The sequence below is a fragment of the Pseudoxanthomonas sp. 97-1-1 genome, assembly GCF_057773125.1.
The window spans coordinates 551,191-563,772 of record NZ_JBYMTJ010000002.1; the positions used below are offsets into that span (position 1 = coordinate 551,191).

Below are 12,582 nucleotides of genomic sequence, written 5' to 3' on the forward strand. Positions count from 1 at the left end.
TCGCCAGCCCCGCCTGGAGATCGGAACATGACTGCGCCGCGCATCGGCATCATCGTCGGCAGCCTGCGTGCAGGCTCCTTCAATCGGCAGCTCGGCCATGCCGTGCGAACGCTGGCGGGAGAGCGTTTCGCCTTCGAGGACATCGACATCGGTGACCTGCCACTCTACGACCAGGATGACGACGCGGATTTCCCCGCCGCCGGCCTGCGCTTCAAGCAGCAAGTGGAGATCTGCGACGCGTTGCTGTTCATCACGCCGGAGTACAACCGGTCGATTCCCGGTGTGCTGAAGAATGCCATCGACATCGGCTCACGGCCGGGCGGGAGCAATTCATTTGCCGGCAAGCGTGCCGCGGTGATCGGCACCTCGCCGGGCGCGCACGGGACCGTGTCGGCCCAGCAGCACCTGCGCAATGTCCTGGCGGCGGTGGATGTCGCGGTGTTGCCGCAGCCCGAGATCGCCATCCAGTACCGCGAAGGCCAGGTCGACGCGGACGGGGCGATCACCGATGAGCGCCTGCGCAAGCGGTTGCAACTGTTCCTCGATCGCTTCGGAGGCTGGTTGGCGGCGTAGCGTTTGCCCGGCGCACGCTAGGGGCGCAGCAATGCCAGCCCGTCGCGCAAGCGTTGCAGCGGCGGGCGGACAGCCGGATGCTCGTCCGCCAGCGTCCGGGCAAGCGCACGCCGGAAGGGGGTAAGCCGGCGACCTGCGCGCAGCACGGCCTCGCGCACGATGCGCGCTGGCGCGTGATCGTTGGTGTAGAGCTCCACGATGGCACGGGTGGCCAGGTAGAGCGGCCGTGTGCCGCGACGATGCCGGCGTTCATAGCGCGCCAGGGCCTCCGCGCATCCCAGGTCGCCGCCACGCTGCCGTGCGTCGCGCGCCATTGCGCCCAAGCGCTCCACGCTGGCCAGCCCCAGATTGAAGCCATGCGCCGTCACCGGATGCATGCCCACCGCCGCGTCGCCCACCAGGGCAAAGCGGCGACCGACGAAGCGGCGCGCATACACGCCGACCAGCGGGTAGACATGGCGACTGCTCTCCAGCCGCATGTGCCCCAGGCGATGCCCGTAGCGCTGTTCCATCTCGTGGGCGAAGGCATCCACGTCCAGTGATGCAAGGCGCTTGGCCGCACTGTCGGGCAGGGTGACGACGACGGAGGACAGGTGTTCCTGCAACGGCAGCAGCGCCAGCGTCTGGCCGTGGCCGAACCACTCCCACGCCACGCCCTGGTGCGGCTGCTCATGGTGCATCCGGCACACCAGCATGCTCTTGCCGAAGTCGTACTGGTCCGCGCCGATCCCCATGGCACGGCGTGTCTCGGAGAAACGGCTGTCCGCGGCGACCAGCAAGGGCGCCTCCAGTCGCAGGCCGTCGCCCAGCGTCACGCAGGCCTGGTCGTCGGTGGTGCGGACCGCGTGTATCCGTGCGTGGTCGAACACGTCCAGGTGGGGCAGGTCGCAGATGGCGTTCCAGGCGGCTGCGCGAATCTGGTGGTTGGGAACCAGCATGCCCAGTTCCGGCTTGCCGGCCAGGCCGGCATCGACGCGCATGTCGTGCAGGCAATCGCCTTCCATCACGCGCGCAGCGCGCAGCGGCGAACAGGCGTCCTCGGGCAGGTGCTGCCAGATGCCGAGGTCGCGCAGCTGCCGCATCGACGCATGCGTCAGGGCGATTTCGCGCCCGTCGAAGGCGGGCTCGGCGATGGCCGCGCGCGGCTGGCGTTCCACCAGCGCCACTTTCAGGTCGAGGTCGCACAGGGCCTTGGCCAGGCAGAGACCCGCCGGTCCGGCCCCGATGATGATGACGTCATGCTGCATGCGCAGGCTTCCTGCTCGGGTTCACGAGCAGTCTAGGGCGGCGTGCGCGGGCGTCATTGACGTGGATCAATTGCCCTGCAGATGATGCTCAGCGACGCAGGCCGTCCAGCAAGGAGCATGGTTCCAGTACACCGTCGCCGGCGGCAAGCCCATCACCTGCATGCTCCAGCGGCAGCACCGCGAGCAGTACTGTGCGTTCGCCGTCCTGCGCCGTGCAGACGACTTCGCCGATATCGCGGTCGCGCTCGCGCACCGGCATGCCCGCGATTACCGGGCCGTTGGTGCGGAAGCAGCGCAGGGCGCGTTTGGCTTTACCAAGGAAATGCGTGCGCGCGACGATTTCCTGGCCCGGATAGCATCCCTTCTTGACGCTGTAGGCCGACAGTCGATCGAGGGCCAGTTGCTGGGGCGTCCATTGTTCGCGCTGCGATTCGGGCAGGCGAGGCAGGCCGTGGCACAGGTCGGCGACGCGCCACGCGGCGGACAGGGCGGCATCGTCCGACGCCACCAGCCGCCCCGCGTACAAGGTGCGCGCGCCTCCATCGCCACTGAAATCCAGTTCCAGCACATCCTGTCGCTCGCCTACGGCGGCACCCTGTGCGCTGGCAGGCGTCGCGAACGTGCCCGCGATGCCGGTGTCCGCTGGCACCTCGATCTTCAACTTTCGTCTAAACACGAAACGCCGCATGGCATCGGCAAACACGTCGGCGGGGTGATCGGGCAGCACCAGCCACAGGCGATCCCCGGACAGCCTGGCCAGCGCGAAGACCGCGATCACGCGCCCTTTGGGCGTCAGCCACGCATTCCACTGCCAGTGTCCCGGGGCAAGACCTGCCACGTCGTTGGCGAACTGCGCATGGGCGAAAGCCACGGCATCCGGTCCTTCCAGCGTTATCAGCGCATGGTCGGGAAGGGTGAAAACCGGTGCACTGGTAGGGGAAAGGTTGTAAGCCAAGGGGGTGAGGATTAAAATTTTGTGCGTTGCGAGACCAACATGATAGGTCAAACTCCTCCGACTCCCGACCCCGATCCCGGAACACAGCCGCCCGAAACCTCACCGCCGACCGCAGGCGCAGGGGCAGGGGAACCGGCTGCGCAGAAGGAGATCGGTGGACGCGACGGGCCCGAGCCCACGCGTTACGGGGATTGGGAAAAGAACGGGCGCTGCATCGATTTCTGAGCAGCGTACGTAAAGCCAACGCGGTCCTGACCGCCCAGCCGAGACAACGAGCGCAACGAATGGCGACTCCACAACGTCCGCTTTCCCCCCATCTGCAGGTCTACCGCTGGCAGATCCAGATGGCGACCTCCATCCTGCATCGCGCCACGGGCATCGTCCTCGCCGCCGGCGCCTTGCTGATCACTGCGGGGTTGCTGACGCTGGTGATCGGCCCTGAAGCCTGGAACTGCTTCACCACGCTGGCGGGCGCCTGGTACGGGCAGGTCTTCCTGTTCGGCTGGACCTGGGCCTTCGCCTACCACCTGTGCAACGGCATCCGGCACATCGTGCAGGACTTCGCCATCGGCTACCGCGTTGCCACGTTCGTGCGCAGCAGCTGGCTGTCGGTGATCGCCAGCCTGGTGATCACCGCCCTGGTGTGGGCCTATGTACTGCTGGGAGGTGGCGCATGAGCGACTTCCGTACGCCGATCAAGAATGCGCGTGGCCTGGGCTCCGCGAAAACCGGCACCGAGCACTTCGTGCACCAGCGCCTGACCGCCACCGCGCTGGTCGCGCTGACGATCTGGTTCCTGGTGTTCGTACTCAGCCTGATCGGTGCCGACTACGTCACCGCCACCGCTGCGGTCGCCAAGCCCTGGAACGCCGTGCTGCTGGTCGGCTTCCTGGTGGCCATGTTCTGGCATGCCCAGCTCGGCCTCCAGGTTGTGCTGGAAGACTACGTCCACAACTCGCTGCTCGCCCTCGCGGTGCAGACCACCGTCAAATTCATCGCCGTGCTGGGCGCCATCGTGAGCGTCTTCGCCGTGGCCCGCATCGCGCTGGGGAACTGAGCACCATGTCCGCTTACAAGATCACCGAACACAAGTACGACATGGTCGTGGTGGGCGCCGGCGGTGCCGGCCTGCGCGCGACCTTCGGCCTGGCCGCCAAGGGCCTGCAGACCGTCTGCCTGACCAAGGTCTTCCCGACCCGCTCGCACACCGTGGCGGCGCAGGGCGGCATTTCCGCCGCGCTGGGCAACATGGGCGAGGACGACTGGCGCTACCACTTCTACGACACCATCAAGGGCTCGGACTGGCTGGGCGACCAGGACGCCATCGAGTACATGTGCCGCGAGGCCATCCCGGCCATCATCGAGCTGGAGCATTACGGCGTGCCGTTCTCCCGCACCGAGGACGGCAAGATCTACCAGCGTCCGTTCGGTGGCATGACCACCAAGTTTGGCGAGGGCCCGCCGGCGCAACGTACCTGCGCCGCAGCCGACCGTACCGGCCACGCCATGCTGCACACGCTGTACCAGCAGTCGCTGGCGCACGATGCGCGCTTCATGGTCGAGTACTTCGCGCTGGACCTGATCTTCGACGAGGAAGGCGCCTGCCGCGGTGTACTCGCGCTGGACATGGCCACGGGCACGCTGCACCTGTTCCGTTCGCATGGCGTGGTGCTGGCCACCGGCGGCTACGGCCGCGCCTATTTCTCGGCCACGTCGGCGCACACCTGCACCGGCGATGGCGGTGGCATGGTGATGCGTGCCGGCCTGCCGATGCAGGACATGGAGTTCGTGCAGTTCCATCCCACCGGCATCTACGGCGCGGGCTGCCTGATCACCGAGGGCGTGCGCGGCGAAGGCGGCATCCTGCGCAACAGCAACGGCGAGCGCTTCATGGAGCGCTATGCACCGCACTACAAGGACCTGGCCTCGCGCGACGTGGTCAGCCGCTCGATGACCATCGAGATCCGCGAAGGCCGCGGCGTGGGCGAGCACAAGGACCACATCCTGCTCGACCTGACCCACCTGGGCCCCGAGGTCATCAATGAGAAGCTGCCCGGCATCGCCGAGAGCGCCCACATCTTCGCCGGCGTGGACGTGACCAGGCAGCCGATCCCGGTCATTCCGACCGTGCACTACAACATGGGCGGCATCCCGACCAACTACCACGGCGAAGTGGTGCGCAAGGTCGGCGACAATCCGGATGCGGTCGTTCCCGGCCTCTACGCGATCGGCGAAGCCGCCTGCGTGTCCGTGCACGGCGCCAACCGGCTGGGCTCCAATTCGCTGCTCGACCTGGTGGTGTTCGGGCGCGCGGTGGCCAACCGCTGTGCCGAGACGATCAAGAGCGGTTCGTCGCACAAGCCGCTGGCGGGCGACGCCTGCGACAAGGCGCTGGCGCACCTGGACAAGCTGCGCAACGCCAACGGCGACACGCCGACGTCGGTGATCCGCGACAACATGCAGCGCACCATGCAGGCCGACGCTGCGGTCTTCCGCACCAGCAAGACGCTGAAGGAAGGCTGCGACAAGATGGCCGACATCTTCTCGAGCTTCCAGGACGTCAAGGTCAGCGACCGCTCGCTGGTCTGGAACTCGGACCTGATCGAGACCTACGAACTGCACAACCTGCTGCTCAACGCCGTGGCCACGATCAACTCGGCCGAGCAGCGCCACGAGAGCCGCGGCGCGCACGCGCACGAGGATTTCCCGGACCGCGACGACGTCAACTGGCACAAGCACACGCTGGTGAACGTCGCCGATGACGGCACGTGCAGCTTCGATTCCCGCCCCGTGCACATGTACACGCTCAGCAAGGACGTGGATGTGGTGCCGCCCAAGCCGCGCGTCTACTGAGCCCGGGAGACCTGACACATGGCCGAATTTTCACTCCCGAAGAACTCGCGCGTCACCAAGGGCAAGCACTTCCCCGCGAAGGGCGCCAAGAACGTGCGCACCTTCAAGGTGTACCGCTGGAACCCGGACGACGGCGCCAACCCGCGCACCGATACGTACGAGATCGATCTCGACAAGTGCGGCCCGATGGTCCTGGACGCGCTGATCAAGATCAAGAACGAGATCGACCCCACGTTGACGTTCCGCCGTTCGTGCCGCGAAGGCATCTGCGGTTCGTGCGCGATGAACATCGACGGCACCAACACGCTGGCCTGCACCAAGGCGATCGGTGACTGCACCAAGGCCGAAGTGCCGATCTATCCGCTGCCGCACATGGAGGTGGTGAAGGATCTCGTTCCCGACCTGACCCACTTCTACGCGCAGTACGCCTCGATCAAGCCGTGGATCCGCACGCAGACCCCGGCGCCGCCGGACCGCGAGCGCCTGCAGTCGCCGGAAGACCGCAAGAAGCTCGACGGTCTGTACGAGTGCATCCTCTGCGCCTGTTGCTCGACCAGCTGCCCGAGCTACTGGTGGAACGGCGAACGCTACCTCGGCCCGGCAATCCTGCTGCAGGCCTACCGCTGGATCATCGACTCGCGCGACGAAGACACCGGTGCTCGCCTGGACGACCTGGAAGATCCGTTCAAGCTGTACCGCTGCCACACCATCATGAACTGCGCGCGCACCTGCCCGAAGGGCCTGAACCCGGCGCTGGCGATCGCCGAGATCAAGAAGCTGATGATGGCGCGTCGCGCCTGATCGCATGACCGGCGCACCTGCCACGGCGATCCTCTGGCCCGCGGTGGCCATGGCCAGCCTGACCTTCCTCGTGTGGGTCAGGCTGTACCACCTGCGGCTGGGTGAAATGGCACGCAAGCGCATCGACGCACAGGCGCTCGCCAGTGCTGCCGATTCGGCCCGCCTGCTGCTCGACACCCGTGCTTCCGACAACTTCCGCAACCTGTTCGAGCTGCCGGTCCTGTTCTACGCCGGTGTGCTGCTGGCCGCGCAACTGGGCGTATCGGATAGCGCATCGCTCGCGCTGGCATGGGCCTTCGTCGGCCTGCGCGTGGTGCACAGCGTGGTCCACTGCACCTTCAATCATGTGATGACCCGCTTCATCGCCTATGCGCTGGCGACGCTGGTGCTGATCGCGTTCTGGATGCGGCTCGCCATCGCCCTGGCCGCCGCATGACGGACGATCCCGAACTCAAGCGCATCCGCTGGCGCTGCCGGCGCGGCATGCGCGAACTGGACCAGTTGTTCGGACGCTATCTCGACCGAAGCTGGCCGACGGAATCCGAGGCGCAGCGCGTGGTTTTCCTACGCCTGCTCGATTGCGAGGACGATAAGCTCTGGCGCTGGTTCATGGGCTATGAGCAGTGTCCCGATGCCGAACTCGCCGCGCTGGTCGAACGGATCCGTCAACTGCCGGCTTGAGTGGCAGCCGTCGCGCCTGCTGCAGGCGTTGCTGATCCTGCTGGGACTGCTGGGCGCGATGTCGGTGCTGGCCAGCGAGATGCCGCGCATGTTCGCCTGGCCGCTGGCCCTGGCGGCGCTTGCCTACGGTGTGTGGCGCGCCTGCCGCGAAAGCCGAAGCCCCCGCCTCGCGTTCTGGTTTCCCGGAAACGGACGCATGCCCACGGTCGATCGCGTGCCCCTGCATCAGGCCCGCCTGCATTGGCGCGGGCCCCTGGCGTTCCTGCGGTGGCGCGAGGCCCCCGGCGGCCGCTGGCGGCACGTGTCGTGGTGGCCCGACACGCTGCCGGCGGCATCGCGGCGTGAACTGCGCCTTGCTGCGGACGTGGAGGGCGCTGGGCGGCGTCAGGGGGATCGGGCACCATAGGGTCCTATGTTCAAGCCCATTCCTGTCGCCATCGGCCTGCGCTATCTCCGCGCCAAGCGCCGCAACGGTTTCATTTCCTTCATCTCGCTGGCCTCGGTCGTCGGCATTGCGCTGGGCGTGATGATCCTGATCACCACGCTGTCGGTGATGAGCGGATTCCAGCGCGAGATCCGCGACCGCCTGCTGCAGGCCACCGCGCACGCTACCGTGATGGGGGCGGGCGAGGCGATGCAGGACTGGCCGCACGCCACCCGGATCGCAATGGACGATCCGCGCGTGGCCGGGGCCGCGCCCTTCATCCACGTGCAGGCCATGTTGACCGGCAATGCCGATCCGCAGGGCGCCCTGGTCACCGGCATCCTTCCGGGCGAAGAGCCGAAGGTCTCGGTGATCGGCGACAAGATGAAGGCCGGAACGCTGGAATCGCTGCAGCCGGGCGAGTTCCACATCCTGCTGGGGCAGGAACTGGCCGCATGGCTTCGCGTGGGCGTGGGCGACAGCGTGGTCGTCACCGCGGGTGATTTCCAGGGTACGCCGATGGGGGCGATGCCCAAGATCAAGCGGTTCATTGTCACCGGCATCTTCTCCGTCGGCCACAACGACGTCGACCGCAACCTGGCGCTGGTCCACATGGGCGATCTGCAGCGCGTGTTGCGGATGGGCGAGGGTGTCACCGGCGTACGCATGAAGCTGCACGACATGTATCAGTCCTGGGAAGTGGCGCGCGACCTGGCGTTGCGTCTGCAGGGCCCGTACCGCATCAGCGACTGGACCAGCGAGAACGCCAATCTCTATCACTCGCTGAAGATGGAAAAGACGGTGATGGGCATCCTGCTGTCCTTCATCATCCTGATGGGCGCCTTCTCGCTGGTGAACTCCCAGGTCATGCTGGTGACCGACAAGCAGGCCGACATCGCCATCCTGCGCACCCTGGGCCTCACCCCGCGCGGTGTCATGCAGGTGTTCATGGTGCAGGGCGTCCTGATCGGCGTGATGGGCACGGTGCTGGGCGTGGTCGGCGGCATTCTGCTGACCATCAATCTGGAATACATCCTTGCCGCCATCGAAGCGGTGTTCAAGGTGACGTTGCTGCCTCCCGACGTGTACTACATCACCGGCCTGCCGTATGAGCTCGATGCGGGCGAGGTCGTGCTGATCGCCGCCGTCGCCCTCACCATGAGCTTCCTGGCCACGCTGTATCCCGCATGGCGCGCCGCCCGCACGCAACCGGCGGAGGCGCTTCGCTATGAGTGAACCGAACCGCATGAACGATGCCATCCGCACCGCCGTCATCCACGCCGAGGCCCTCGGCAAGACCTACGCGGAAGGCAAGCTGCGCACACCCGTGTTCGATGGGCTGGAGCTCAACGTGCAGCCCGGCGAGACCGTGGCGATCGTCGGGGCATCCGGTGCCGGCAAGAGCACCTTGCTGCATCTGCTCGGCGGACTGGATACGCCCACCTCGGGCGAGGTGTACGTGGCCGGCCAGAAGATGTCTTCATTGTCCGATGCCGCGCGTGGCCAGCTGCGCAACAGGGCATTGGGCTTCGTCTACCAGTTCCATCATCTCCTGCCTGAATTCACTGCGCTGGAGAACGTCATGATGCCGGTGATGCTCGGCGGTGCCGCTACGGACGACGCGGGCAGCAAGGCCAGGTCGCTGCTCGAAGCGGTGGGGCTTGGTCATCGTCTGGCGCACAAGCCGGGTGAGCTGTCAGGCGGCGAGCGCCAGCGTGCGGCGGTGGCGCGGGCGCTGGTGAACCAGCCCGCCTGCGTGCTGGGCGACGAGCCGACCGGCAATCTTGATGAAAAGACAGCCGCGACGGTGTTCGACCTGATGCTTGAACTCAACCGTGCGCAGAAGACCAGTCTCGTGCTGGTGACCCATGACCGCCGGCTGGCACGCCGGCTGGACCGTGTGCTGGAACTGCACGAGGGCAAACTGCGCGAACTGGCCCACGACGCGATCTGACCTGTGCAGAAACCGTTGGGTCATTCCATCTGACCGCTGGCTGGAAGACAGTTGCTGAATTAAGCCGACCCGCGAAGCGGGTCCGGCTTGAATGAATTGTTAGGCGATAGTGCCGCCCAATCTGCGACGAGACACTACTCCAGCCATGCAGAGCGCAAGCCCTGCCGCGAGAATGACATAGGGCGGGTAAACGTCGTCCTGAGGCTCGGCGGGGACCGCGCGCCAGTATCGAGAGCTCTGGCTGTCGAGCGGCGAAACGAGGTCAGCCGGCAGCAGATATTGGATGAAAGGCACGCTGAGTAGGCCATGAGCTGCGAGGGCTATGCCAAGAACTAGAGCTAAGTTCGCGAGAAGTTTCTTCATGCAGCCTGGCGCCTGAGTTAAACCGGCCCGCCCGATGCGGTCCGGTTACGCCCGAGACCGCGAAGCGGGCCCGGCTTGAGCGAATTGTTAGGTGTCGCTCTGAGGAAACGTATCAAATTCCTGGATGGAAGCGAGGTTCTTGTCCCAAGCGGCTTTGCTGCCAGAAAAAATATGTGCGTCAGGCGTCATGGTGAGATCCGTGTCGAGGCAACCAGCCGGTACGACAATGAACTCGTGCCCGACGTGGGGCATTGCAGAACCGCAAACAGAACAGAAGCAGCGTGTATGGCGGGTGCTTGGAAGGTTGTACGTCTGCACGTTCTCCCCACCAGAGAGCCATTCGAGCTTGGCGACCGATGAGAACAGGTTTGCGGCATGCGCTGATCCGGTGTCTTTGCGGCAATGAGAGCAATGGCAAAGGAAAAAACGTTCAAACGCGCCGTCTATCTTGAAGGTGACGGTTCGACAAAGGCAGGAGCCGGTGTGTTGTTGGTTCATGTTCTTCCTTGCGTAGGCGAGATAACTTGATGGCACCTAACACCGGAATTAAGCCGACCCGCGCAGCGGGTTCGGCTTGAATGAATTGTTAGCCCGCACGCGACGCACAATCGTCACCGGGATCAGTGCAGACAAACTCAACATTCGCCATGCCGTGGATCGTTGGAACAGCAACAAACGAAATTGGGGTGGGGAGCGTTGTCTCTTGCACCCCAATCCATGTGTCGCCCTCCCAGATGGAGATTGCCTCAAGTTGATCGCTCTGTGAGTTGTAGCTGGCAGAGCCAATGATGTTGCTGCCCTTGACCATGAGGGCAATGACCGGCTCAGTCATCGCTTCAGAGACATCTGATGTTTCAAGAACAGGGCATTGCCAAGTCTCATCGTCGGCCTCTCCCTCTAACCCAGCCTCCCAGACCCAGAGCCAAATGGGATGCGTCTGCACGTCTTGTGCAGAGATATCATCGAGTGCTTTTGGGGTTCCTACCTTGAACGCCATGAAGGCTCCTATGCGGGCTAACACCAGAATTAAGCCGACCCGCGAAGCGGGTTCGGCTTGAATGAATTGTTAGGCCGCTCACCGATAAGAGTGAATTGCCACCTTGGAGCCATATACAGTCTCTCCACTCGCAACTCTCTCAGCAATGATGTCGATCTGTCCAAGTATGCTGCGGTAGTGCCTCCACCAACGAATAACAACTAAGGCGCCAAGCACGAGAAACAGTGAAGCGACAAAGATTGAGGCGGAGACGCTATTGAATTTGAAGTAGTACGCAGCAAGTCCGATAACGACTGTGGCGACTAGGGAGGCTGCCGCAGTCCCGAGGAGAACTCTACGACGAATTTGCAGAACTGCGATTCGCACATAGGCAACATCCTCTGATCTCAGAACATCATCATTGTCCATAGCGGCCTAACACCTGAATTAAGCCGACCCGCGAAGCGGGTTCGGCTTGAATGAATTGTTAGGCCCCGTACTTGAAGAACGATAGGCCGACGATGACAACGATGCAGCCCAATACCAGCCGGTTGATCCACTTGATCTCAGTGGCGCCAGGCTTTGAAACCAGAGCTGAAAGTGCGGCTATGGCTAGAAGTATGAATGACGCGATGGTGTGAAATCGGCTGTACTGAAAGATGGCGGCGCTGACCTCGGTTAGCTTGCCATGCCACGAGAGGTAGTAGTGCTCATCAGCTACATGGCCATTCAATGCATCGCCGCCCAAGAAGACCATGCCAAGTACGAGTGCTGTGAAATTGAGAACAGCCAGATAGCGAACGGCGACTGCAAGACGCGTCATAGAAGTCTCTTTAGGGGCCTAACACCAGAATTAAGCCGACCCGCGAAGCGGGTTCGGCTTGAATGAATTGTTAGGCTGTGGCGCGATAGTACGAACGGCGCGAAAGAATGTTGATGCGACCAACAGGAGTAACAAGCCAGGAACAATGATCTCGGAAGAAATTACTACCCAGTTGTTCAGCATGGTTGGTTTGCCAGGCATCTCGGGACTGCTGTAAGTAAGCACTAGAAACGTCACGATCGACGAAACGAAAGGCAATATCAGCAAGGCAAACACAGACAGAAGAAAGTGAAGGCTGCTGCGATTGCGCAAGCGCCTATGAAAGAGCCAAGCCGCTACTGCAAATATGAAGAATGAGAGCAGAGCAGCTATAGCCAGCCAAGTGTTTGGATTGGTCAACAAAGAACTTTCTCCACAGCCTAACACCAGAATTAAGCTGAGCCGCGAAGCGGCTTCGGCTTGAATGACTTGTTAGGCCCTATGTCCATCAAACCAAGGCACGGCGTGGTCTTTGACGACTCTCTCAAGATCTTGTAAGCAGCGATCATAGGTGCTCCACGTCAGTGCATTGAATCGTAAGTGATAGTGGTAGCCGTTAGAGTTTTTTAGCTTGTCGCTATCCAGCCATGCCTTTGATGAGGGGCTATCCGGTGCCTTAATAATGAACTCTGCCCTGATGCTTACAGAATTGTTGATTGGGGCACCATAGCTGCTGCCAGATCGGTGGAGATGAACTATCTCTACAAGCGCTCCATGTGGCCGGTGCCAAGATCTACTGCCAGAGCGCGTGCGAGTAAACCCAAGAGCTTCAGCTACAGGGTTGAAGTCCTTGCATAGGCGCTGCATCCCGGCCTTGACGAGTTGAGATGAGGATGGCTCTGTACTGTCCATAGGGCCTAACGCCTGAATTAAGCCGCGCCGCGAAGCGGTGT

Annotated in this window: 16 protein-coding genes; 11 read left to right on the plus strand and 5 right to left on the minus strand. The window is 63.4% G+C overall.

The genetic code is table 11. The features are described from left to right. Positions 1–27: 27 nt before the first annotated feature. Positions 28–573 carry an NADPH-dependent FMN reductase gene (locus AC3DET_RS09845; RefSeq protein ID WP_337730914.1) on the plus strand — a complete coding sequence of 182 codons (546 nt, stop codon included), beginning with the start codon at positions 28–30 and terminating at the stop codon, positions 571–573. A 17-nt stretch (positions 574–590) separates the two neighbouring features. On the opposite strand, the gene ubiM is transcribed toward AC3DET_RS09845, so the two are convergent. Together ubiM and ygfZ are read right to left on the minus strand one after the other, a co-directional pair. Further along, entirely contained in the window at positions 591–1,820 is a 1,230-nt protein-coding gene (ubiM, locus tag AC3DET_RS09850; RefSeq protein WP_488391481.1) for a 5-demethoxyubiquinol-8 5-hydroxylase UbiM, read from the minus strand. Between the two features lie 88 nt (positions 1,821–1,908). Beyond that, positions 1,909–2,775, minus strand: coding sequence for a CAF17-like 4Fe-4S cluster assembly/insertion protein YgfZ (ygfZ, locus tag AC3DET_RS09855; protein ID WP_488391482.1), 867 nt, complete (start codon positions 2,773–2,775; stop codon positions 1,909–1,911). Between the two features lie 39 nt (positions 2,776–2,814). Between ygfZ and AC3DET_RS09860 the strand changes: the two genes are divergently transcribed. From AC3DET_RS09860 to lolD, 10 genes are read left to right on the plus strand one after another with little or no spacing between them, the layout of a single operon-like run. After that, positions 2,815–3,000 (plus strand): DUF1674 domain-containing protein, encoded by a 186-nt coding sequence (locus AC3DET_RS09860; RefSeq protein WP_192201316.1) that lies wholly within the window; start codon positions 2,815–2,817, stop codon positions 2,998–3,000. 59 nt (positions 3,001–3,059) lie between these two features. Then, the gene (gene sdhC, locus AC3DET_RS09865; protein ID WP_192201315.1) at positions 3,060–3,452 is read left to right on the plus strand and encodes a succinate dehydrogenase, cytochrome b556 subunit; all 393 of its coding nucleotides are present in this window, start codon (positions 3,060–3,062) and stop codon (positions 3,450–3,452) included. Further along, positions 3,449–3,832: a succinate dehydrogenase, hydrophobic membrane anchor protein gene (gene sdhD / locus AC3DET_RS09870; protein ID WP_192201314.1), complete on the plus strand. Its 384-nt coding sequence runs from the start codon at positions 3,449–3,451 to the stop codon at positions 3,830–3,832. The genes sdhC and sdhD overlap by 4 nt, the downstream gene beginning before the upstream one ends. 5 nt (positions 3,833–3,837) lie before the next feature. Continuing rightward, positions 3,838–5,628: a succinate dehydrogenase flavoprotein subunit gene (sdhA, locus tag AC3DET_RS09875; protein WP_337730911.1), complete on the plus strand. Its 1,791-nt coding sequence runs from the start codon at positions 3,838–3,840 to the stop codon at positions 5,626–5,628. Between the two features lie 18 nt (positions 5,629–5,646). Further along, a complete protein-coding gene (locus AC3DET_RS09880; RefSeq protein ID WP_337730910.1) occupies positions 5,647–6,429 on the plus strand; it encodes a succinate dehydrogenase iron-sulfur subunit in 783 nt (260 codons plus the stop codon). A gap of 4 nt (positions 6,430–6,433) precedes the next feature. Continuing rightward, complete coding sequence (locus tag AC3DET_RS09885) at positions 6,434–6,865, plus strand: MAPEG family protein (protein WP_488391483.1); 432 nt, start codon at positions 6,434–6,436, stop codon at positions 6,863–6,865. Next, the gene (locus AC3DET_RS09890; protein ID WP_446538467.1) at positions 6,862–7,110 is read left to right on the plus strand and encodes an FAD assembly factor SdhE; all 249 of its coding nucleotides are present in this window, start codon (positions 6,862–6,864) and stop codon (positions 7,108–7,110) included. The genes AC3DET_RS09885 and AC3DET_RS09890 overlap by 4 nt, the downstream gene beginning before the upstream one ends. Beyond that, positions 7,061–7,516, plus strand: coding sequence for a hypothetical protein (locus AC3DET_RS09895; protein ID WP_488391484.1), 456 nt, complete (start codon positions 7,061–7,063; stop codon positions 7,514–7,516). The genes AC3DET_RS09890 and AC3DET_RS09895 overlap by 50 nt, the downstream gene beginning before the upstream one ends. A 6-nt stretch (positions 7,517–7,522) precedes the next feature. Beyond that, complete coding sequence (locus tag AC3DET_RS09900) at positions 7,523–8,770, plus strand: lipoprotein-releasing ABC transporter permease subunit (RefSeq protein ID WP_488391485.1); 1,248 nt, start codon at positions 7,523–7,525, stop codon at positions 8,768–8,770. Beyond that, positions 8,763–9,488 (plus strand): lipoprotein-releasing ABC transporter ATP-binding protein LolD, encoded by a 726-nt coding sequence (lolD, locus tag AC3DET_RS09905; protein ID WP_488391486.1) that lies wholly within the window; start codon positions 8,763–8,765, stop codon positions 9,486–9,488. The genes AC3DET_RS09900 and lolD overlap by 8 nt, the downstream gene beginning before the upstream one ends. Before the next feature lie 450 nt (positions 9,489–9,938). Here lolD and AC3DET_RS09910 read toward each other — a convergent pair whose 3' ends face one another. The 3 genes from AC3DET_RS09910 to AC3DET_RS09920 form a co-directional block, all read right to left on the minus strand. Beyond that, positions 9,939–10,349 carry a GFA family protein gene (locus AC3DET_RS09910; protein ID WP_488391487.1) on the minus strand — a complete coding sequence of 137 codons (411 nt, stop codon included), beginning with the start codon at positions 10,347–10,349 and terminating at the stop codon, positions 9,939–9,941. An 88-nt stretch (positions 10,350–10,437) separates the two neighbouring features. Beyond that, complete coding sequence (locus tag AC3DET_RS09915; protein ID WP_488391488.1) at positions 10,438–10,848, minus strand: hypothetical protein; 411 nt, start codon at positions 10,846–10,848, stop codon at positions 10,438–10,440. Positions 10,849–11,314: 466 nt separating this feature from the next. Next, a complete protein-coding gene (locus tag AC3DET_RS09920) occupies positions 11,315–11,650 on the minus strand; it encodes a hypothetical protein (protein WP_337732210.1) in 336 nt (111 codons plus the stop codon). Positions 11,651–12,582: the final 932 nt, after the last annotated feature.

What these genes read in the sequence shown, in the direction of transcription:
- sdhA (WP_337730911.1), top strand. Translation starts at nt 3,838, where the DNA reads ATGTCCGCTTACAAGATCACCGAACACAAGTACGACATGGTCGTGGTG.
- AC3DET_RS09880 (WP_337730910.1), top strand. Translation starts at nt 5,647, where the DNA reads ATGGCCGAATTTTCACTCCCGAAGAACTCGCGCGTCACCAAGGGCAAG.
- lolD (WP_488391486.1), top strand. Translation starts at nt 8,763, where the DNA reads ATGAGTGAACCGAACCGCATGAACGATGCCATCCGCACCGCCGTCATC.
- sdhD (WP_192201314.1), top strand. Translation starts at nt 3,449, where the DNA reads ATGAGCGACTTCCGTACGCCGATCAAGAATGCGCGTGGCCTGGGCTCC.
- AC3DET_RS09885 (WP_488391483.1), top strand. Translation starts at nt 6,434, where the DNA reads ATGACCGGCGCACCTGCCACGGCGATCCTCTGGCCCGCGGTGGCCATG.
- sdhC (WP_192201315.1), top strand. Translation starts at nt 3,060, where the DNA reads ATGGCGACTCCACAACGTCCGCTTTCCCCCCATCTGCAGGTCTACCGC.
- AC3DET_RS09900 (WP_488391485.1), top strand. Translation starts at nt 7,523, where the DNA reads ATGTTCAAGCCCATTCCTGTCGCCATCGGCCTGCGCTATCTCCGCGCC.
- AC3DET_RS09920 (WP_337732210.1), bottom strand. Translation starts at nt 11,650, where the DNA reads ATGACGCGTCTTGCAGTCGCCGTTCGCTATCTGGCTGTTCTCAATTTC.
- AC3DET_RS09910 (WP_488391487.1), bottom strand. Translation starts at nt 10,349, where the DNA reads ATGAACCAACAACACACCGGCTCCTGCCTTTGTCGAACCGTCACCTTC.
- AC3DET_RS09845 (WP_337730914.1), top strand. Translation starts at nt 28, where the DNA reads ATGACTGCGCCGCGCATCGGCATCATCGTCGGCAGCCTGCGTGCAGGC.
- ubiM (WP_488391481.1), bottom strand. Translation starts at nt 1,820, where the DNA reads ATGCAGCATGACGTCATCATCATCGGGGCCGGACCGGCGGGTCTCTGC.
- AC3DET_RS09890 (WP_446538467.1), top strand. Translation starts at nt 6,862, where the DNA reads ATGACGGACGATCCCGAACTCAAGCGCATCCGCTGGCGCTGCCGGCGC.
- AC3DET_RS09915 (WP_488391488.1), bottom strand. Translation starts at nt 10,848, where the DNA reads ATGGCGTTCAAGGTAGGAACCCCAAAAGCACTCGATGATATCTCTGCA.
- AC3DET_RS09895 (WP_488391484.1), top strand. Translation starts at nt 7,061, where the DNA reads ATGCCGAACTCGCCGCGCTGGTCGAACGGATCCGTCAACTGCCGGCTT.
- AC3DET_RS09860 (WP_192201316.1), top strand. Translation starts at nt 2,815, where the DNA reads ATGATAGGTCAAACTCCTCCGACTCCCGACCCCGATCCCGGAACACAG.